Origin of the sequence: Pseudoalteromonas sp. SG43-7 (assembly GCF_014164295.1) — a bacterium.
GTDB lineage: Bacteria > Pseudomonadota > Gammaproteobacteria > Enterobacterales > Alteromonadaceae > Pseudoalteromonas > Pseudoalteromonas rhizosphaerae.
Genome location: NZ_JACJEY010000009.1, coordinates 1 through 21,856, shown reverse-complemented (window position 1 = coordinate 21,856; position 21,856 = coordinate 1). Strand labels below are relative to the sequence as shown.

Genomic DNA, 21,856 nt, shown 5'->3' with positions numbered 1-21,856 from the left:
AAAAAAGCCAGCTCAAAATGGGCTGGCTCAATCATTACTAAAATTAGTAACCAAATAGGGAAATCAACATGATGCTTGCGTAAACTGCAATTCAACAACAAGCAAAAGAGTAGACGCCCTCAAACTACTTTAGTTCAAAATAAATTTAAAATTGATAAAATAATATTGCATGAGCCAAATAGCAGGCATAAAAAAAGCCAGCTCAAAATGGGCTGGCTCAATCATTACTAAAACTAGTAACCAAATAGGGGGAAATCAACAATGATGCTTGTGTAAACTGCAATTTAACAACAAGCAAAGAAGTAGACGCCCTCACGCTAATTTAGTTCAAAATAAATCAGGCTAATTTGAAATAATGCTAACTTTTTATCAAAGAAAGCATTTGTTGTTCATCAAATTTTGTAAAACTCATTGATTTTTCAGTAAATAATGCATCAACAAGCGCTTGCTTATGTTGTTGCATTTTAAATACTTTTTGCTCAATTGAATTCGCCATTATCAGTTTATAAACAAAAACAGGATTTGTTTGACCGATTCGATAAGCACGATCTGTCGCTTGTTTTTCTACTGCTGGATTCCACCAAGGATCAAAATGGATCACAGTGTCCGCCTGAGTAAGATTAAGCCCTGTACCGCCAGCTTTTAAACTAATTAAAAATACCGACGTTTGACCACTGGTAAATTCTTCGATCACTTTATCGCGATGACGCGTTTGCCCCGTAAGCAAGCTGTAATTGATCTCCAGTGATGCTAGCTGCTGCGCAATAATATCTAATGCAGAAGTAAATTGGCTAAAAATAATAATATTACGACCTTCACTTAACATTACTGGTAAATGGCTACTCAACCAGTCAAGTTTTGCACTTCTAGCTGAGGTGTGTTCGTCAATCAAACGCGGGTGACAACATATTTGTCGTAACTTTAATAACGCCTCTAAAAAGGCTAATTTGCTCTTTTGCGCGCCTTGGGAAGCAAACAGGTCGACCATTTTCTCTTCTAGAGAATCAGTAATGCTTTGATAAATATCTTTTTGCTGTGCTTCGAATTCAAACTCTTTGATCAACTCTGTTTTCGGTGGTAGCTCTTGTGCTACTTCAGCTTTAGTTCGACGTAAAATAAAAGGCAAGATCAGTGATTTAAGCTCTTTAGCACGATCACTATCAGCGTCACGCTCAATCGGAGTCTGAAAATGCTGTTTAAAATGAGCCTGTGAACCAAGCAATGAAGGCATTGCAAAATCTAACAATGATTTCAATTCAAATAAATTGTTTTCAATCGGTGTACCACTTAAACATAAGTTAAATTGAGCATTTAAACGCTTAACTAAACGAGATACTTGCGCACTGTCATTCTTTATATACTGCGCTTCATCAAGAATAATATTCTCAAAATACAACGGCGAGTAGTAAGCGATATCTCGCTTGAGTAATGGATAAGTAGTAAGAATGCAATCTGCCTGAGCTAAATGTTGTAATTGCTCAATCCGCGCGCTACCAAATAGGGTCGTCACTTTAATACTACTGGCGAATTTAGCCATTTCATTTTGCCAATTACTTACCAAGCTCGTTGGGCAGACAATTAGCGTTGGGCCTGCTTGCTCTCGTTGCCGTGCGTTAGCTAAAAATGCAATAACTTGTAAGGTTTTGCCTAATCCCATGTCGTCGGCGAGGATTCCGCCTAACTGATGGCGTTTTAAGAACTGTAGCCATTGAACGCCTTGCTGTTGATACTCTCGAAGCCGCACGCCCGCATTCAAGCCATGTAACACTGTAGTAGCAGTAGCTGGTGCATCTAGCTCAGCTAAATAAGACTCTAAGCTGTCGTCGACTAAGTTAACCGCAAAACAGCTCATCTTCATTAAATGTACTAAAAATGATAAAGGTATAAGTAATTCATCGCGTGTTTTTATAAACTCAAAACGATCTTTAAAATCAGTAAGCGTATCAAAAGCTGGTTTTGTTATTACTCCAAACTGTTTACCATTTGCATAATAATAAAAAAGTTCGCTTTGACGATTAAGTGATTGAAATTCTGAATTATCGTTTGCTAATACGGTGGCAGCTTTAGCGTTTGAGATCATTATTTTACTAACAATTTGATGACCTTTACCACGTTTAACATCCAAGCTGACATTAGTGATTGATTTTTTTATCACTAGTTTTTTATCAGTTACCTTCCAACCACGCTGACGAAGTTTAGGCAAAACCTCGTATTTAAACCAATGCTGATGAATAACTGATTGTTTATTGAAAACAAACTCATTTTGTAAAGCCCCTTTACATAGTTCAAAGCCTAAATTTGTGAGCTCTGTGATAACGGTATTTTCAAGCGATGCATTGAGAATATTTGCTGGTGCTGAGTTTGGAGCGTAATTACCATCTTGATAGTTAAAGGTAAGCGTAAGCTTTAATTGGTTATTGCTATTACTAACATCCACAACAGCACAAGTATCTGCTACCCGTTTTATTTTTTTACGTTCAGATGATTGGTAATGAGGTATTACACCGTCACCAAAATTTGCAGCTAATTGCTTATAGACACGATCAAAATTAGCAGTATGAATGGCTGGGATCGCTTTGATATGAGCAACTTCTTCACCACTTAGTGGCGTACGTAAACGGCCTATGCGTAGTGACTCTGTATCAAGATAAGTCGGTGGTGTGGTTTTAAGTAAGAACCAAGATTGTTTACCCGTTAAACTTACATTTAATTGAATAAGATCTTTTTTGTGTGACCACGAAAAACTCAGATCTTCAGCACTATCTGCTTTAATCGACTGACGAGAGCGCCCAAAAAACAAACGCTGAGAAGCAATCAACTGCTGCAATGCGTTAAATCCCCATTGCCCTCTAAGCTCTAAATTACCAAGTGCATTTTGAGAACGGATCCAACTGTATAAACGAAAATCAGTTTCGAGTAAATCGGATGGTGTTACAAAACTATTAAGCTGCTGATCAGTAAGGTTTCTACCGAGGGTATACTGATGTTCTGCAGAGAAAGCGGCAATTTTTGGTGTTAAAATAACCCGATTGCTTTCTACATCAAGCACAAATAAAAGTACATTTTTAGCTTGTGCTGACTGGTTTTGCTTAAGTGTTGTTAGCTCTTCAAACCAATCATTAATTATATAGTCTTGGCCGTAATCACCTGAATGATCAATCTTCAGCTTTAACAATACAGCAGCCAAGTGGCGACAGTTAGTTTTGGCATTACATGAACAGTGTCGATCAACTGTAAAACCATTGGCTAACTTCTTTATCTCTATATGTTGGGTAAAAGTACTGCCTTGATTTCCAAACACCGAGGCATCAATGACAGAGAAATCATGATTATGCTCTAACCAATTAATTTGACCATTTGCTACGTACTCTTTTGCTTTACTGAGCACAGGAGGCTTAAACAGCTGTTTTATAAATCGCTCAGATAAAGGAAATTGAGTCGCTTGCTCTTGCTTGATCTCTTCAAAAATAGCGAGTAGGTCATTCTTAGATAAGTTAGCAGACATATTGCTCAGGGCAGTAAAAAATAAAAATAATTTTACCAGTATATGATTTATCGGCGTCGAGCTAAAGCATTAAAATGATTAAAAAGACTGGTTGGAGCTGATAAGTTAGTAAAAAAATGATCTCAATACAAAAACAGCTGAATTTAATAGTTAAACACAATTAACCAACAACAAACCCACAAGTTATAAACATATTGTTAATTATTAAGCGCGTTTACAGATCACATTTTTACTAAGGTATAAAAAAATAGCGGTAAGAGTGAAAAATATAGCTAATCAGTTAGTAAAAAAATGATCTATGAGCTCAATAGTAAGGTTTATTGATATTTTAGATCATTATTTTACTAACAAAACACAGTTTGGGATCAGAATTTTACTAACAAAAAAAGCCTTCAGATCAGATTTTTATTAACTAGTTAAATGCATTTAATAACTTAGTTAGCTGTTCTAAGCGCTTGTCAGTCATCACTTTATTATCAATTTTGATTGATAAATCACCACTTTTTAAATTACGTTGCAAGCTGATATAATTATTTTCTAGTAGTGCTTCTCGACGTTGAGCTGACTGTGGCTCAGCGGTAAGTAATTTAGTGATCGTCATTGCACGCTTATCATCACCAATTATATCTTCTAAGCTATTATCGTGTGTCAAATGATTTACTTGCTGATTAAAACTATGCTCATCACGTTCTTTTGCTGCAATCAGTTTTTTAGCTACTTCACGGCCAACATGATTCGCTGTTGGATAAAGGGCAAGTACGGCAGCAGGAAGCTTCTCAAAGGCTTTAATTGCATCAGCAATAGCTGTATGCGATACACCTTCAATGGCGGCTACTTCACGATAAGAGCCTTTTTTTCCCTGTGCAACTAACTCATCTTTTGTTTGTTGATATGCTTGGCCAAGTTCCCAGAGGCTCGGGGCAATATATTGGTCTGACGATACCGCTAAAATCTTAGCATCTAAATCTGTAAAATCACTCGAACTAAGAACCATGTAGTCAGCATTGCCAATTATACATGCCATACGACGACGTGAGCCGGCTAATACCAGTGTTTCATCACCTTTGTCCCAACATAGGGCGGGGTGTTGGTTACGACCATCCTCGGCTATTGCAGGGAGTATATCAGCGACAGACTTTTCATTGAGTAACACTTGAACACGACGATTTTTTGCGTACACCTTGGTGGTACTTTCTATTTCAGCATGCGGGATCACTTTGCAAACAAGTGTGATCTGACGATTAGGATCGCTTGGTGCAGGCATTTTGATCACATCGCCTGCGTTTGCTCGTTCTAGTAATTCATCAAGATTACTATTACCAATTGAAGTAGCAAAAGGATCTAAGCTGGTGTCATTTTTACGTTTTTTAGCCATTTTTTGTTAACTACCTTACTTAGTTTCATTCAATTGAGATTGTGTTGATTGCCAGTTTGAACGGATCAGCATTTCTAATTCATCAACAACATCTTTTATATTTTCTTGAGCTCTGATCAGTGATTCTCTACTTGCTAAACTGTCAGATGTTTTTTGATCAAAAATAGTATTGAATGACGAAGAGCTCGCTGTAATTGCCGAGCTGTGGTTAATTGGGTAACTCATTACCTGACGACCAAATGCACTGCGTACATCTTTAACGATGTCACGCTGTGAATGATTGCCTTTTACGTAATTAGTTACTAAAAATTGCATAAAGTCCCAACCTTCATGACCTAAAGATGCAACGGTATGATAGATTTCGCCTAAACGTTTTAAATATTTGTTATTAGCATCGAAATCAACGGCTTCAGGATGTACCGGGATCAGCATTGCCGTAGATGCCATTAAAGCATTGTAAAACATGAAGTTAAGAGATGGAGCTGTATCAATTAAAATGATATCGAATTGATCCTTAACCGGATCAATGACTTTTTCTAATAGTTTATGGTAATGACGGGTTTTTTCATAACTTGAACTATCTTTTAGCAACGTTGCAGTTTCGTGTTCAAAGTAAAAGTCATCCATACCAGAAGGCAAAATGCGTATATTTGGGATATGCGTAGGCAAAAAAGCATTTGTAACAAGTTGCTGCCAAGTTTCATCTGGATCTAAGTCAATGCAATCTCGCATTAAATCACCGACCGTGATCGGTTCAGGTTCACTGGGTGGGAAAAAACTCGATGATGACCCTTGCGGATCTAAATCAATAATACCAATACGGTAACGTTTAATGTTAGTCGTAGCTAGGGCTGCAGCAATATTTACCATACTGGTTGTTTTACCACAGCCGCCTTTTAGAGAGTTAATAACAATAACTTGTAATTTATCGTCAACATTGCGGTGATCTGGCTGGATATCCATTATATCTGCCATAGCAAATATATTTACCAAGGTGTAAGCATAATGGCCGTTAGCACCGCGTTTAATGTTTAGCTCATCAAAATCACCATTGTCATGGCGGCGTTTTAAGGTACGATTGTTACAGCCTAACAGATCTGCTGCTGCTTTTTGAGTGTAAGTTCGAAGCTCTTTTTCTTCAGATTTTAAGTGGGCACGATAATGCTGAATACGTCCTGCTAATGATTTTTCTGCGACTTCTGCAGTTGCTTTTAAAAGCCGATAGGTGGATAGCGCATTATTATGAATTGACATACTTTATTCCTCAAAGTTAGGTATTAAGTATAATGTCCATTCAATTGACTGTAAACAACTATTTATGACGACATGGCTTTTAATAACAAGACATTTAGAATTAATTTGTAATTTTAAAATTGCTTAGTATAAATAAAGAAGTTTAAAGGTGGTTAAATATATAAGGTAGTAAAGGTTAAGGGCATAAAATAGACATCTAAGTTTCTGATATATATAAATAATAGTAAAAAAAGTGGATCAGGTTTATACTTGGTTAAGATCAGATCTTTAGTAACTGACAGATCGTAATTTTACTAACTCTGAATCAGATACTTAAGTTATGCACAGTTTGAACACAGGTTTACGCACAAAAACCGCTGTTGAGATCAGTTTTTTACTAAGATAATTAAGAACTTATCCACTTACAATCGGGATAAATAGGCTGTTCAATTAGTATAGATCTGATCTGTAGTAGGTATAGATCAGATCTATGCTAACTGATTCGATGATTATCCACAGGCATTAGTAAAAATTAGATTTATGTCGTGTATTTTTGGTTAAAAAACAAAAATACACGGACAAAAATACGCGTGAGTTAGTAAAATTTAGACTTATAACCGTAGTGTTAGTAAAAAACTGATCTGAAAATCAAGATCATTAAGGTTACTTAGTAAAATAGTGATCTGAACATATATTTTAATCCCAGATCAGTTTTGTACTAACTTAAACATTTAACTTTTTCTGTTTAATGTGTTGTTATTAGCTGTCGCAATAAAATTGGAAATAAGAACAATGAACCGAAAGGTCAACATCTCGGTAGATAACTTACCCGATACATTACGGGGTCAGATCCACGGGGTGGAAAGTGCAATAGATAACGAAAGCCTCGCATTATTTACAGACAATAAAGATGTGCGGGTTTCATTAGAAAATGCAGCGCATGGACTAAGGGCCTATTCGAATACTTTTAATCATTATGATTTGTGGGGACGTTTTGTTCGCTCAGGCCATAAAAAATTACCACTCGAAGAAGCACCTAAAAAAACCATTATTACTCGAAAAATATCCGAAAAAGTGGATGGCATTTTGTATGATGGTGAAATTAAAATTACTCCAGCGGTAGTAAGTACCCGTAAAGACGGTGAAGATGTTGAATATTTAGTTTGGCCATCAGATCGTGAAGAAAAAGTAGAACGTGCATTAATCCGTTTAGCTTCTAAAGGTAAAATTGTTAAAATCAATTTTAAGTCCGGTATTCAATATGCCGTGGTTTTTTCGATGAACGAATTAGCGCAAGAACTTAAAGCTGTTGGGCAATCAATGCCTTACCCACAAATCAAAGAAGCATTAGAAGCACTGCAAGGTTCTAAGCTATCGTTTAAGTATTCAGCGACAGATACTAAAAATACCAATATTGATGATTCATTTTACGAATCAAATATGAACTTTCTTTCTTCTTTGCACTTTAGTGGTAAAAAAGGGCAGGGCGGTAATGTTAAATGTGTTGCGTGCTTGAATGCGTTTGTCCATAACATGATCGATAACCTCGAATACAAAGGTTACTATTTCAATAGTGCGCAAGAATTAAAGCGCGGATTATCTCGCTGGATGATGTTGCGTCTTTATCATCTTTGGCGCTATGCGGCACCAGGAAAAACATATCATTTTAGATTGTTATCTATCATGGAAAAATATGGCTCAATCTATTCAACTGACGATATCACTGAAAATAAATTAAAAGCATTGCGTCGTGATATGACCACTACAATGAAAGATCTTATCGAAAAAGGTGCTATTTCAGAATATAGCATTACGAATGTTAAAGATGATAAAACTGGTAACATTGTAGATTATACATACGAGATGCATCCTTCAGATCAGTTTTGTGATGAAATACTTACTTTGAATAAGCATAACAAACGTATTGAAATTCAAGGTGGTAAACGCATAGTTGAAAATGCAGTTTTAATCGACGAAGATAAAATTGAAGAAATAGTCAAAGATTAACTTACCGCTTAAGCTTATTCTGACTAAGGCCGCTATATAGCGGCCTTTTTAACATAATTATTTATCAACTTGTTCCAAATATAATCTATCAACAAGAAAATCATACTCTCGTTTACGCGGATGGCTTTGTGGTTTTTGATAATCTGATAACGTACCTAGTTTTACATCCGGTTCAGGGTTTATCAAAATAAAAGGTAGTGCGGCACTAACATGATAACGATTTTGCGCGGTGTATCTCACATTTACTTGTGGGCTAACGCGGGTGGGGCGTCTTATTCGTAACTTATCTTTATCTCCTAAACTAGCGACACGTAATTGTTCTTGAGCAACGAGTGTTTGCCAACTGAGTTGATCTATCATTCTAGGATTGGAATAACCGGCTGATTTTTCGAGCATGGCTAGTGCCATCTTTTTTGTCAGTGTTTTAGTCGCGTGTTTGTGCATCCAGGTAAAACGAACTGAAAAAGGGGAGTTTACTTCAAAATGAATTTTACGGTACGCGGCGAGTGTTATTAAATTTGGTATCGCATTATGAACCGCTTCAAAGCGAGCATCATTATTATCAATGGCTAGAATACATTCTTTAAATGCAGCTTTAGCTTTATTTAATTGTTGAATTCGAGCAACAAGTTGTTTTTGATCCGCATTTTTTATTACCAGTAACCCAGGGTGACGTTTTAAAACACGACTACTTAAGCCTGATTTTTTATAGATATCGTTAAATGAATTTAAAATCAACTTTTGGCCCGTAGCACCTGTAATTTTCGTAACATTGATCGATTGAGGGACTATCTTTTCATCGTTACTATCAATATCAGGCAATTGATAATAATCAGCCTTTGAATAATCGCATTGCATTAAATCATCAATAAAGTGATTAGTTAAATCACTAAGTAAATCGAACTGACTGCGAATTTGTACTTTAGTTACCATAAGAACACATCATACAATATAGATGATAATAGTCTACCATAGCCGCAGTTAAACTAAAAACAAAGCAGCGCACAATCACCTGTTTATTTATCGTTTAATTTTACTCGATGCTATGTATATACTATAAATCAAATGAAGTATGATGTGTTCTTTGTTCTTGGTAAGGACCTTATAACGGATAGGTTGATAGTTTTTCTAACTTAAAAGTTCGATCATCTCTAGATAAGTATGTTTAATTATTGCCTTTGAGCTGATGATTAAGTACATCATGTTGCTGCAATTGTATAATCTCCGATGCGATAGAGGTATTTACCTCAAGTATAAGTTGTGTAATTAAAGGGTGAGGACTAACTCTATTGTAGTTTTCAGTTGCCAATGGATACTGGTATATCAATGCAACAATTTACGGGAGCTTATTGATGTGACCAATTCTATAAATTACTCATAGGCACACTATTTCAATTTTGCTTCAGGGGATTATCTAATTTGAAACAGCTTACAAATTATCAGTCGTGCAGTTGCAGTGAGTAAGTTTATGGCTATGAGCACAAAAATAAACTGCGCTTACAGACTTTATAACCATGAAGCTTAAGTAATCGTCGATATAGTTAAAGAGCTGAACTACAGTGATAACAAGCTGCTAAACCTATCTAGTTTAAGCCAGGCATTATAAAAATGTTGTATGAACGCTGAGAAATAGGCCAATAAGATGTATAGGAGTTGGAGTTAAACCAGCGCTCGAATTTTACAATTACATACTATTGCCTTAATTTAATTGCAGTGTCATTCAGGCTTGAATTGACAACTATCAGTAATTTGAGATACGTGCCAACATGAATCAAACAAGGTAGTTACAAGCAACATCAGACGAACTGAATTTCATCTAATTTAGGTATACCTCTTTATTACTCAGCACCCTTAGCACATATTTTAAACTTCAGCCATTTGATATAAAAAATAATCTAATTTCATCTGTAAAGTTAAGGTTACATAGCATTGCAATTTTAGTATGATGTGTTCTTATTTTTAGTTGTAGAGTAGGCACTTAGTTTATTTACTAAGGTCTCGCTGTATTATTTAATTTTATGTTTTATATTAATAAGTTAAACAATACCCTGTGCATATTTTAAAAAATAAAAAGGTGGCAGAACAGTGCAAATCATCAATAATATTTATCTCATAACTAAATAATTGATAATTAGCGAATATAGTCCTTGAACAGGGGCACTGCATACGTTAATTTTCATCTATCAGGTAAATGTAGGAATGAGGAAATTAATATGCAGTCGTGGAACCCAAATAGCTGGAGAGAGCTCCCAATACTTCAGCAGCCACAGTATCCAGATCAAGAAGCGCTGAAAACTGTTGAAGGCCAATTAAAGAGTGCACCGCCACTGGTCTTCGCAGAAGAGACCCGTAGTTTATTTAAACAACTAGAAGACGTTTGTGAAGGCCGTGCCTTCTTACTTCAAGGTGGTGATTGTGCTGAATCATTTAGTGACTTTAATGCCGCTAATATTCGTGACACATTTAAAACAATATTACAGATGGCAGTCGTACTAACTTATGGCGGTAAATGCCCTGTAGTTAAGATTGCGCGCATGGCAGGGCAATATGCTAAACCACGCTCAGCAGATTTAGAAACCATTGATGGGGTATCTTTACCTTCATACCGTGGTGATATCGTAAATAATTTTGAGTTTACTGAACAAGCGCGTATTCCCGATCCACAACGCTTAATGACGGCTTATCATCACAGTGCAGCAACATTAAATTTATTACGCGCATTTGCACAAGGTGGACTTGCAGATTTACATCAGGTAAATCGCTGGAACATGGGTTTTGTTGCAGCAAACCCACTTAAAGAAAAATACCAACAACTTGCGGATAAGATTCAAGATGCGCTTGAGTTTATGGAAGTGTGCGGTATTAACTCAACAATTGCACCAAGCCTTAAAGAGACTGATTTATACACCTCTCATGAAGCGTTATTACTGGGGTATGAAGAAGCGCTTACTCGCCGTGATCATCTATCTGGCGATTGGTATGACTGCTCAGCACATTTTGTTTGGATTGGTGAACGTACTCGCCAACTTGATCATGCACATATCGAATTCTTTAAAGGTATTAAAAATCCAATTGGGGTAAAAGTTGGCCCAGGAATGGATCCTGACGACTTAATTCGTTTAATTGATGCGCTTAATCCAGATAACATCCCAGGGCGCTTAACATTAATTACACGTATGGGTGCTGATGTACTTCCTGAAAAGTTGCCGGCCTTAGTACGTCGCGTTCAACAAGAAGGCCGTAAAGTAATTTGGAGTTCTGATCCAATGCACGGGAATACTGAAAAAGCGACATCAGGGTATAAAACCCGAAGCTTTGACAATATTTTGCGTGAGATCAGCCAGTTCTTCGCAGTTCATAAAGCTGAGGGCTCATATGCAGGTGGTGTTCATTTAGAAATGACTGGCCAACATGTTACAGAGTGTACTGGTGGTGCTTACGGATTATCTGATGACGATCTAGCACAGCGTTATCGCACACAGTGTGACCCACGTTTAAATGCTGATCAGGTATTAGAACTTGGCTTCTTAGTTGCAGATTTATTAAAAGACGCACGTAAGTAGAGTTAGTCCAAAAAATCAAAAGCCGCAGATGCGGCTTTTTTAATGTCCGATATTATTTTTATACCTAGTGTAACTAAAATTAAAAATATTGAAGTTAGTACTTACGTCGCTCAAGGTTAGTATCAGAAATGATCTTAGCGGAAATTTCTTCTACAGAATGATGGGTCGAATTTAAATACGCCAGCTTATGTTTTTTATACAGCATTTCAACTTCGCGTACTTCGATTCGACATTGCTTAAGTGAAGCGTATTTTGAATTAGCCATACGGCGTTGGCGAATATCAGCCAACCTGACTGGATCAATCGTTAAACCAAACAGCTTATGCTTATAGGCTACTAAGCACTGTGGTAAGTTACCCGAATCTAAATCTTCTTCAGTGATGGGGTAGTTAGCTGCTTTAATACCATACTGTAGCGCTAAATATAAACTAGTTGGCGTTTTACCACTTCGGCTTACGCCGACCAAAATTATATCGGCTTCAGCATAGTTACTTATATTAGCGCCGTCATCATTCGTAAGCGCATAGTTCACGGCATCAATTCTAAAGTCATAACTTTTTTCATGCATTGAATGAGTACGATGAATTTTAGGCACCGGCGCTACTTTCAGTTCTTGCTCAATTTTCTCACTAAATGTAGTTAAGAAATCATAAGTAACGGCGTTCGATGAGCGAATAATTTCACTTAAATTGTGATTAACAAAAGTAAAAAAAACCAAAGGTTTTTCGCCTTCGCGTTGTGCCGTTGCATTGATCAATGCTTTTATTTCGTTCGCTTTTTTTTCAGTTTCAACAAAAGGGATAGTTTTATGATTAAATTCAACGGGAAATAATGACAAAGTGGCGTGGCCAAATACTTCAGAAGTGATAGCTGTACCGTCAGAAATATAAAATGCAGTTCTCATATTAACCTTTTTATTACGTTTAATAGTTAAAATAGCCACCCTACGGTTTACGTAAGGTCTATTGCCAGTGTAGAATGAAGGTGACCTTTTTAGAAGGTTTTCTTTCTTAACTCTCACAGTTATTACTACAATTTGTTTTTTTGGAGAAAGATCCGTGCAAGAATACGTTCTCTGGTATCAAGAGCTTGGTATGCAAGATGTTCCTCGTGTTGGCGGCAAAAATGCCTCACTCGGCGAAATGATTTCTAACCTAGCAAACGCTGGTGTACAAGTCCCAGGTGGTTTTGCTACTACCGCAGACGCATTTAATGAGTTTCTTGAGCAATCAGGACTAAATGCAAAGATCCACGACATTTTAGACACACTGGACGTGGAAGATGTAAATACACTAGCAAAAGTCGGCGCTGATATTCGTCAGTGGATTATCGACACCCCATTCCAACCTAATTTAGACCAAGCCATTCGCGACGCATACAGCCAACTCCACGGCAATGCAGCAGACGATGTTTCATTCGCAGTACGTTCATCAGCAACAGCTGAAGATATGCCTGATGCATCATTCGCAGGTCAGCAAGAAACCTTCCTAAATGTACGTGGTATCGACTCAGTAATGGTCGCCATCAAGCATGTGTTCGCATCGCTTTTCAATGACCGTGCCATTTCATACCGTGTTCACCAGGGTTATGATCATCGCGGCGTAGCATTATCTGCGGGTATTCAACGCATGGTACGTTCTGATAAGTCATCGTCTGGCGTTATGTTCAGTATTGATACTGAATCAGGTTTCGAAGATGTAGTGTTTATCACCTCAAGTTATGGTCTAGGTGAAATGGTTGTACAGGGCGCAGTAAACCCTGATGAATTTTATGTTCATAAACCAACACTTGCTAAAGGTAAGCCATCTGTAGTGCGCCGTAATATCGGCTCAAAAGCGATTCAAATGATTTACTCTGCCGATCAAGCGCATGGTAAACAAGTAGAAATCGTAGACGTAGATGCAGCCCTTTCAAATAAATTCTCAATTACCGATGCCGAAGTTCAAGAACTTGCAAAGCAAGCTGTGATCATCGAAAAACATTATGGCCGCGCGATGGATATCGAGTGGGCAAAAGACGGTAATGACGGCAAGCTATACATTGTACAAGCTCGCCCTGAAACAGTTCGTTCAAACGAAGATACGAATGTTATGGAGCGTTTTCAACTAAATGGCAGCAGTGCTGTTGTCGTTGAAGGACGTGCCATCGGTCATAAAATTGGCTCTGGTGTTGTTCGTGTACTTGATTCGATTAAAGAAATGGACCAAGTTCAACAAGGTGACATTTTAGTAACCGACATGACTGATCCAGATTGGGAACCTATCATGAAACGTGCTGCAGCGATTGTAACTAATCGTGGTGGTCGTACATGTCACGCGGCAATCATTGCCCGTGAGTTAGGTATTCCAGCAGTTGTAGGCTGTGGCAATGCAACTGACCTAATTAAAGCAGGCCAAGAAGTAACCGTATCGTGTGCTGAAGGCGACACTGGCTTTATTTATGAAGGTATTTTAGATTTTGAAATCCTCACTTCACGTGTCGATAAAATGCCTGAACTACCAATGAAAATCATGATGAACGTTGGTAACCCAGATCGTGCATTTGATTTTGCACGCTTACCACACTCAGGTGTTGGTCTTGCTCGCGTTGAATTTATTATCAACCGTATGATTGGTGTGCATCCTAAAGCATTGCTAAATTTTGATGCTCAAACAGATGAGTTAAAAGCTGAAATCACACAGATGATTGCCGGTTACGAATCACCGGTTGAATTCTATATTGCTAAATTAGTTGAAGGTATTTCGACCTTAGGCTGTGCATTTGCACCAGAGCGTGTAATTGTTCGTATGTCTGATTTTAAATCAAATGAATATGCCAACTTAGTTGGCGGACAACAATACGAGCCTGAAGAAGAAAACCCAATGATTGGTTTCCGTGGCGCAGCACGTTATATTTCGGAAGATTTCCGTGACTGTTTCGCACTAGAGTGTGAAGCAATCAAACGTGTTCGTAACGACATGGATATGGCCAACATTGAAATCATGATCCCATTTGTACGTACCCTTGAAGAAGGTAAACGTGTTATTGAATTACTTGAAGAGCATGGTCTTAAACGTGGCGAAAATGGCTTAAAAGTAATCATGATGTGTGAACTTCCATCAAATGCATTACTTGCTGATGAATTTTTAGAACATTTTGATGGCTTTTCAATCGGTTCAAACGATTTAACGCAACTTACACTTGGTTTAGACCGTGACTCAGGATTAATTGCCCATTTATTTGATGAGCGTAACCCTGCAATCAAAAAACTACTTTCTATGGCAATTCAAACTGCCAAAGCAAAAGGAAAGTATGTTGGTATTTGTGGTCAAGGTCCATCAGATCATGAAGACTTTGCTGCGTGGTTAGTAGAGCAGGGAATTGATTCTGTTTCACTAAACCCAGATACAGTACTTGAAACTTGGTTATACCTTGCTAAAAAATTAGCAAAATAATCGTTAAAGTATAAAAAATGCCAGCGTTATTGCTGGCATTTTTGTTTACTCAATATGTTATAGCCTATTTATAACTTTTATCGGGCTAACTTCTTATCTAAGAACGCGCAGGATTTTGTCAGCGCTTTTTGGCAAATTGCTAAATAATGGCGTGCTTTAGGGTAATAAAAAGAGAAACACATAAGCCCTGCAATAAAAAAGATCAAAGAAGGGCCTGGTACAATAGCAAAAAATAATCCCAGCAACATAAATAAACTACCGGCTAAAACTAATACACATTTTTTCATTTCAATTCCCTCGCAATTAAGCATCTACTATGAGTATAAGTAATCACAGTCTTTTTATGATAAAAAGAGTGTTACAAACTGTAAAATCTTCAATTTCTATTGCTCTTTAGCATGATATAATCGAACAAATGCCTTAATTTACTACCGTCATGATAGCAACTATTAGCCAACAAGATGCCGCGACCGATTTAGTCGCAAGTTACTTAAAAACTATAATTAAACAAGGGTTTACTGGCGACACTGATGCAAGTTATGCCACTCGTATAACTGCATCAACTGATAACAGTATTTACCAGCAGTTACCGCAAAGTGTTATTTTTCCTAAAACTGAAAAAGATATTCAAATTGCCCTGCAAACTGCTGCACAAGACCCTTATCTATCGCTGACTTTTGGACCTCGCGGCGGTGGTACAGGCACCAACGGTCAATCATTAACTCCCGGGATCGTAGTCGATTTATCACGTTATATGCGAGAAATCCTCGAAATTAATCCTGAAGAAGGTTGGGTTAGAGTGCAAACGGGCGTGATTAAAGATCAACTAAATGATTTTTTACGCCCTTATGGATTTTTCTTTGCACCTGATTTATCAACGAGTAATCGCGCAACAATCGGCGGAATGGTTAATACCGATGCATCAGGACAAGGCTCACTGGTGTATGGTAAAACTAGCGATCATGTTTTAGGACTTACCACTTATTTAGTCGATGGCACACAAATGTCAACGACACCAATTGACATCGATAAAGCCAAACTAATTGCTGAACAAAACACTACAATCGGTAAACTGTACGCAACAGTGCTTGATATTTGTTTGTCTGAGCGGGATGCAATTTTAGCCAAGTTTCCACGTTTAAATCGCTTTTTAACCGGATATGACTTAGAACATGTGCTAAGTGATGACTTACAAACCTTTGATATGAGTAGGCTAATAACTGGCTCAGAAGGTTCGCTTGGTATTGTTACTGAGGCTAAATTAAACATCACACCTATTGCTGAATTCAAAACCTTAATCAACATCAAGTATGATAGCTTTGATTCGGCACTGCGGCATTCACCGTTTTTGGTCGATGCTCGTGCTACCTCAGTTGAAACCGTTGACAGCAAAGTTTTAAATCTTGCACGTGAAGATATAATTTGGCATTCAGTATCGGACTTAATAACCGATGTGCCAAATAAGGATATGCAAGGGCTTAACATGGTTGAGTTTAATGCTGTATCGCCTGATGACATAAAAGACAAAGTTGAATCGCTATGTGCATTACTCGATGATTGCGTTGCACAACAAAAAAATGGCGTAATTGGTTATCAACTTACCAGCAGTAAGGCTGATATTTTAAAAATTTATGCCATGCGTAAGAAATCAGTTGGCTTGTTAGGTAATGTTAAAGGCGCACAAAAACCTTTGGCGTTTGCTGAAGACACCGCCGTACCACCTGAGAATCTTGCAGATTATATTGTTGAATTTAGAGCTTTGCTCGATAGCCATAATTTACAATACGGTATGTTTGGTCATGTTGATGCAGGGGTTTTACATGTACGACCGGCACTTGATATGTGTGATCCCGAACAAGAAAAACTACTGCGAGTGATCTCTGATGAAGTTGTTAAACTCACAGCTAAATACGGTGGTTTAATGTGGGGCGAGCACGGCAAAGGGTATAGAAGTGAATATGGCCCTGAGTTTTTTGGTGAGCATTTATTTACACAATTACGCCGTATAAAATCAGCTTTTGATCCTAACAATAGGATTAATCCCGGTAAAATATGCACTCCAATTGAAAGTAAGGACTCACTAGTTAGCGTTGACGATCAAAAGCGTGCGTGGTTCGACAAACAAATTTCGGTTGATGTTAAAACTAGTTTTAATAATGCAATGACATGCAATGGCAATGGTATTTGCTTTAACTATGATGAAAACTCTCCTATGTGCCCATCATATAAAGTAACCGGTGATCGTCGTAATTCACCTAAAGGTCGCGCAAGTTTAATGCGCGAATGGTTACGATTACAAGAAGCAAAAGAGATTGATTTAATTGAGGTTGAAAAAGAACTTAACAAAGGTGAAGTGATCACCTGGTGGGAACGTTTTCAACATAGCCGCGATAAAAAGAAAGGCGTGTATGATTTTTCTCATGAAGTTAAAGCCTCAATGGATGAGTGTTTAGCGTGTAAAGCATGTACCACAGCGTGCCCAATAAAAGTTGATGTACCGACTTTTAGATCACGTTTTTTAAATTATTATCACAGTTACTACGCGCGCCCACTCAAAGATTATCTAGTCGGTAATATTGAAGCCAGTGCACCATTAATGGCCAAATTTTCAAATGTAATAAACCCAATTGTAAAAACTAAATTAGTCAGCTCATTAATAAAAAAATCTGTTGGCTATGTTGATACACCCGTACTCAGTTCACCACGTTTAACAAAACGGATTAATAAAACACACGAATTTAATTTTGCACAACTTTCAGGCTTATCTCCCGAGCAACAAAGTGAGTATGTACTAATTGTGCAAGATCCGTTTACCAGTTTTTATGAAGCTGAGCTGGTAGAAAGTTTTATAAAAATAATTTCCGCACTAGGCAAGAAGGCAATACTGTTACCGTTTAAGCCAAATGGAAAACCGCAACACGTTAAAGGTTTTTTAAATGAATTTAAGATCACAGCAAAAAATGCAGCAACATTTTTAAATTCATTATCTGAAATAAATGCACCACTTGTAGGTTTAGATGCATCATTAGTAATGTGTTATCGGGATGAATATAATTCTATTTTAGGTGATGAACGTGGTGAATTTGAAGTGCTACTTGCTCATGAATGGTTAGCAACACAATCTTTTAAATCATTAGCTAACAAAGTTGATAGCAATATAACATTTACGTTATTAAGTCATTGTACTGAAACAACCGCTTTACCAAAAGCGGCGAATGTATGGCAAATAATTTTTACTGACTTAGGCCTAAAACTTAATACAACAGCAACAGGGTGTTGCGGTATGGCAGGTACATATGGACATGAAGCGCAAAACCAGAAAAACTCTCGAGCATTATATGAAATGAGTTGGCAAGGTGTTGTAGAGAAAAATAAACCTGAGCAATTATTAGCAACCGGTTTTTCTTGTCGTAGCCAAGTTAAACGCTATGAAAAATTCAAACCAAAACACCCAATAGAACTACTAGCAGATAAGCTAAGCAATAACATTTAATATAAAAATGCCGCACGCTTTTAAAAAAGAATGCGGCATTTTTTATATCGTTTTTTTATTTTAAATAACTATCAGCAATAGGCTTGGTGCTCATACCATGAATAAAAACACTAAATAAAATAGTTGTCATAGCAATCGTAGCTATAAGGTATTTATTTTCGATGCCGCTATCGATCACCATTAAAGTAAATACAATAGATGCTAAGCCTCTCGGGCCAAACCAAGCAAAAGTAAAACGTTCTTTCATTTTTAATTTAGTAAATTGTAATGACAACATCACAGGGATAATTCGAATAAGCGTTGTACTCAGTAGTGCAAATACAGTAAGTGGCCATGATAATTCTGGCAAAACTAAATAGCTGCATACAAAACCAAATAAACACCAGATCAACAAACCAGTAAAGTCCGCGATGTGTTCACTATCTTCAACGAGTTTTAAGCGCAAAGGCTGATCGGTAAATCTATCAAAAATTAATCCAGCAACAAATACCGCAATAAAACCACTGCTATGCAAACTTTGTGCGATTGAAAAAATGGCCATTGCCATACCAACCACTAAAAATGGGCTACTATTATTTGAAAAATAATGACGTTGCATGGCAAATTTAATCGCGGGAATGATCAATCCCATTGCAGCAACTGCAACCAGAATAGCCACACCTAATTCACGCGCAAAAACAATGACCGTATCAAAAACCGAAAATGTAGATGCAGGCTCTTTTGCTAACAACATCAAGACTAAAAATATTGGCACACATAAACCATCGTTTAAACCACTTTCAGTATTGATCCCTTCACGAATTTTTTCAGGCACCGCGCTGCTATTTAATAATCCTTTACTAAGCGCTGCATCTGTCGGCGTTAATATTATTGCAACTAGTGCAGCTTGAATAAGTGTCAGCTGGGTAAACATTAAACTCGCAATAATAATTCCAGCAAACAAGGTAAGTGGTAAAGCAATAAAAAGTAATAGGCTAGGGTATTGAAAACTGTGTTTTAAAACCATCAGTTTGGTTTTTGCGGCATCAGTAAATAAAAATATGCTCAGTGTTAATTCTATTAAAGGTAATAAGTGATCTAAGTCTCTGGTTAAATATGCCGTTTTACTTGGTAGCATAAACCCGATCAACGCACCGATAATAACAAAAAACATAGGTCCGGTAATTTCAGCTCGCTCTAATTGATGCATAGATAATGAATAAATTAAAAAGGCTAAACCCACTGCAGCTAATACAACATATTCCATTTAGATTTTCCTTTTAAGTCCAGATTTTGCTCGTTCTTTGATATTTGTCTGAATATATATTTGATCGGTGGTGGCAATTTTGGCATGTCCTAAATCTTCTGATAAATGTTTTAAAGGGCGAGTTTGTGCATCATGCGTAGCACCAGTATGTCTGAGCCAATGCGCTGTTGCCGATTCTAGTTGCTCGGCATCATCAGTAAAGCCATCATCAAGTAAAGATTGTTTGGCTAAATCAAAACTTTGTTGAACTAAGCGACGAATTTGTCGAACGGTCATTCCGCCTTGACCACGAATTTTATGCACCAATGGATCAGATTCATCAACGCGGGGCAGGGCTGGTAAACCTCGGTACAACCTATAACGTTTTAAATAAGTTACAAAATCTTCACTGAGTGTGACATCGCGTAATTTATTTCCTTTGCCCATAATTCTTAAAAACCAAAAGCCATCATTATCTTGCCAAAAATGAGACATAACAGGCGACCATTGTGGTCGCTCTGATAGTTCAGAGATCCGTAAATAAAGACCTTTTAAACACGCTAAGGTAAATAAATTTCTTTCAAGATCAGGTTGTTGCTCACACTTATCACGTGTGACACCAAATACATATTCCCATTGAATATCACTCAAGGTATCAGGAATTTTTATTTGTGATTGCACAACTAAATAAGGGCTATTCTTTTTTACAACCGGTACAAAGTTAGCAAAGGTTTTTTCTTCTAAAATAGCAAACTTGTAAAATACATTTAAAGCAGTAAACATGGCCGCTAATGTTTGTTGGCTAGCAATAGATTCTTTGAGCATAAAAGGGCGCCAATTTTCGTTTAATCTACGGATCCCTTGCTCATCTTTATAGCGCCATTGCACTGAAGTCATCGCCCAGCTTTTATCGGGTTCGACCATAAAATCGACATAGGCTTCTATGTCTTCACGTTTTAATTCAAATACTGATTTTTCTGCGACTAACCAAGACCATAGGTAAAAGCGTTCGAGTTCGTTCCGAAAACGATTATATGTCGCTTCTGATTTTCGACCATAAACATATAAAAATTGATACAAAAATACTAATTCTTGCTTAGATTCAGCGACAGTCAAGCCAACTTGCTGTATAAAGGTGGCAAGTTCTGGGTATTCTGATTGCATTGTATCATCTTCAAGATGGGCAATTTGATACCGTAATTGTTTTAATGTATCGACCAAAGCAACAAGCATAATATAGTTATTTCTAATAAAATAAAGTAGTTACAGTTTAACTTTAAAGTCCGATACTGTCTAGTATTGGACTTAGTGAATGATTATATTGTTAAGCTGATCAGATAATATCAAAGCAATGTTGCTGGTTTAAGGAAGGCATATGAAAAAGTTAATAGTTTTAAGTTTAGTTGCACTAACATTAGTCCTGTCTGGTTGTGCTACAACAGGTAGTGCTTCTCCAACTGAAAAGCGTAATCTAGTGCAAAATATGCGAGCAGATACACTAAGTAAATTATACAAAGAAAAACCAGATGTTAAAGAGCAAATTAAAAATGCCGCTGGTTATGCAGTATTTGATAATGCTAATGTCAATGTTGTTTTAGCCAGCTTTGGTGGCGGCTATGGTGTGGTTAAAAATAATTTGACGGGTAAATCCACTTATATGAATATGGGTGAAGCTGGTTTAGGACTTGGTTTAGGTGTTAAAGACTTTAATGTTGTAATGGTTTTTCATAATCAAGCTGCGTTAAATCGTTTTATTGAAAATGGTTGGGCCTTCGGTGGCAATGCCGATGCAGCGGCAAAATACCAAGATAAAGGCGGTGCACTTGTTGCCGAAGCCATTGCAGATCAAGTAACTGTTTATTCATTAACCGAAAATGGCCTTGCATTACAAGCCGTACTAAAAGGCACTAAATTCTGGGTAGATTCTGAGCTAAATTAAGACCTCAAAACCCTTCTAAAAGTGGGCTAGTTCGTATGATTACGCCCACTTTAATTTATTTTAGACTATTTAACATAACGTA

13 protein-coding genes are annotated in these 21,856 nt (G+C 37.2%); 5 read left to right on the top strand and 8 right to left on the bottom strand.

Features of this window, described 5'->3' with window-relative positions; genetic code table 11:
- Nucleotides 1-358 precede the first annotated feature (358 nt).
- The 3 genes from H5200_RS05755 to H5200_RS05745 all read right to left on the bottom strand — a co-directional run bounded on the left by H5200_RS05755 (nt 359) and on the right by H5200_RS05745 (nt 6,134).
- Nucleotides 359-3,505: a DEAD/DEAH box helicase gene (locus H5200_RS05755; protein ID WP_182761125.1), complete on the bottom strand. Its 3,147-nt coding sequence runs from the start codon at nt 3,503-3,505 to the stop codon at nt 359-361.
- A gap of 412 nt (nt 3,506-3,917) precedes the next feature.
- On the bottom strand, nt 3,918-4,880 hold the full coding sequence (locus H5200_RS05750; protein WP_182761124.1) for a transcriptional regulator: 963 nt from the start codon (nt 4,878-4,880) through the stop codon (nt 3,918-3,920).
- Nucleotides 4,881-4,895: 15 nt separating this feature from the next.
- Entirely contained in the window at nt 4,896-6,134 is a 1,239-nt protein-coding gene (locus tag H5200_RS05745; protein WP_145239012.1) for an AAA family ATPase, read from the bottom strand.
- 771 nt (nt 6,135-6,905) lie between these two features.
- Between H5200_RS05745 and H5200_RS05740 the strand changes: the two genes are divergently transcribed.
- Nucleotides 6,906-8,120, top strand: coding sequence for a replication protein A (locus tag H5200_RS05740; RefSeq protein WP_145239015.1), 1,215 nt, complete (start codon nt 6,906-6,908; stop codon nt 8,118-8,120).
- Nucleotides 8,121-8,177: 57 nt separating this feature from the next.
- Here the strand turns inward: H5200_RS05740 and H5200_RS05735 are convergent, their stop codons facing one another.
- Entirely contained in the window at nt 8,178-9,053 is an 876-nt protein-coding gene (locus tag H5200_RS05735; protein ID WP_145239018.1) for a DNA replication terminus site-binding protein, read from the bottom strand.
- Nucleotides 9,054-10,333: 1,280 nt separating this feature from the next.
- Between H5200_RS05735 and H5200_RS05730 the strand changes: the two genes are divergently transcribed.
- Nucleotides 10,334-11,683 (top strand): class II 3-deoxy-7-phosphoheptulonate synthase, encoded by a 1,350-nt coding sequence (locus tag H5200_RS05730; RefSeq protein WP_145239021.1) that lies wholly within the window; start codon nt 10,334-10,336, stop codon nt 11,681-11,683.
- A 94-nt stretch (nt 11,684-11,777) separates the two neighbouring features.
- On the opposite strand, the gene H5200_RS05725 is transcribed toward H5200_RS05730, so the two are convergent.
- Entirely contained in the window at nt 11,778-12,587 is an 810-nt protein-coding gene (locus H5200_RS05725) for a pyruvate, water dikinase regulatory protein (protein WP_145239024.1), read from the bottom strand.
- Between the two features lie 154 nt (nt 12,588-12,741).
- Here H5200_RS05725 and ppsA point away from each other — a divergent pair, with 154 nt between their 5' ends.
- A complete protein-coding gene (ppsA, locus tag H5200_RS05720) occupies nt 12,742-15,117 on the top strand; it encodes a phosphoenolpyruvate synthase (RefSeq protein ID WP_149980298.1) in 2,376 nt (791 codons plus the stop codon).
- 77 nt (nt 15,118-15,194) lie between these two features.
- Here ppsA and H5200_RS05715 read toward each other — a convergent pair whose 3' ends face one another.
- The gene (locus H5200_RS05715) at nt 15,195-15,404 is read right to left on the bottom strand and encodes a PGPGW domain-containing protein (protein WP_182761123.1); all 210 of its coding nucleotides are present in this window, start codon (nt 15,402-15,404) and stop codon (nt 15,195-15,197) included.
- Between the two features lie 149 nt (nt 15,405-15,553).
- Here H5200_RS05715 and H5200_RS05710 point away from each other — a divergent pair, with 149 nt between their 5' ends.
- Nucleotides 15,554-18,610: an FAD-binding and (Fe-S)-binding domain-containing protein gene (locus tag H5200_RS05710; protein ID WP_182761122.1), complete on the top strand. Its 3,057-nt coding sequence runs from the start codon at nt 15,554-15,556 to the stop codon at nt 18,608-18,610.
- A gap of 55 nt (nt 18,611-18,665) precedes the next feature.
- Here H5200_RS05710 and H5200_RS05705 read toward each other — a convergent pair whose 3' ends face one another.
- Together H5200_RS05705 and H5200_RS05700 are read right to left on the bottom strand one after the other, a co-directional pair.
- A complete protein-coding gene (locus H5200_RS05705; RefSeq protein ID WP_182761121.1) occupies nt 18,666-19,856 on the bottom strand; it encodes a sodium:proton antiporter in 1,191 nt (396 codons plus the stop codon).
- Nucleotides 19,857-21,068 (bottom strand): tyrosine-type recombinase/integrase, encoded by a 1,212-nt coding sequence (locus tag H5200_RS05700; RefSeq protein ID WP_149980295.1) that lies wholly within the window; start codon nt 21,066-21,068, stop codon nt 19,857-19,859.
- Between the two features lie 142 nt (nt 21,069-21,210).
- Between H5200_RS05700 and H5200_RS05695 the strand changes: the two genes are divergently transcribed.
- Nucleotides 21,211-21,774: a YSC84-related protein gene (locus H5200_RS05695; protein WP_145239042.1), complete on the top strand. Its 564-nt coding sequence runs from the start codon at nt 21,211-21,213 to the stop codon at nt 21,772-21,774.
- Nucleotides 21,775-21,856: the final 82 nt, after the last annotated feature.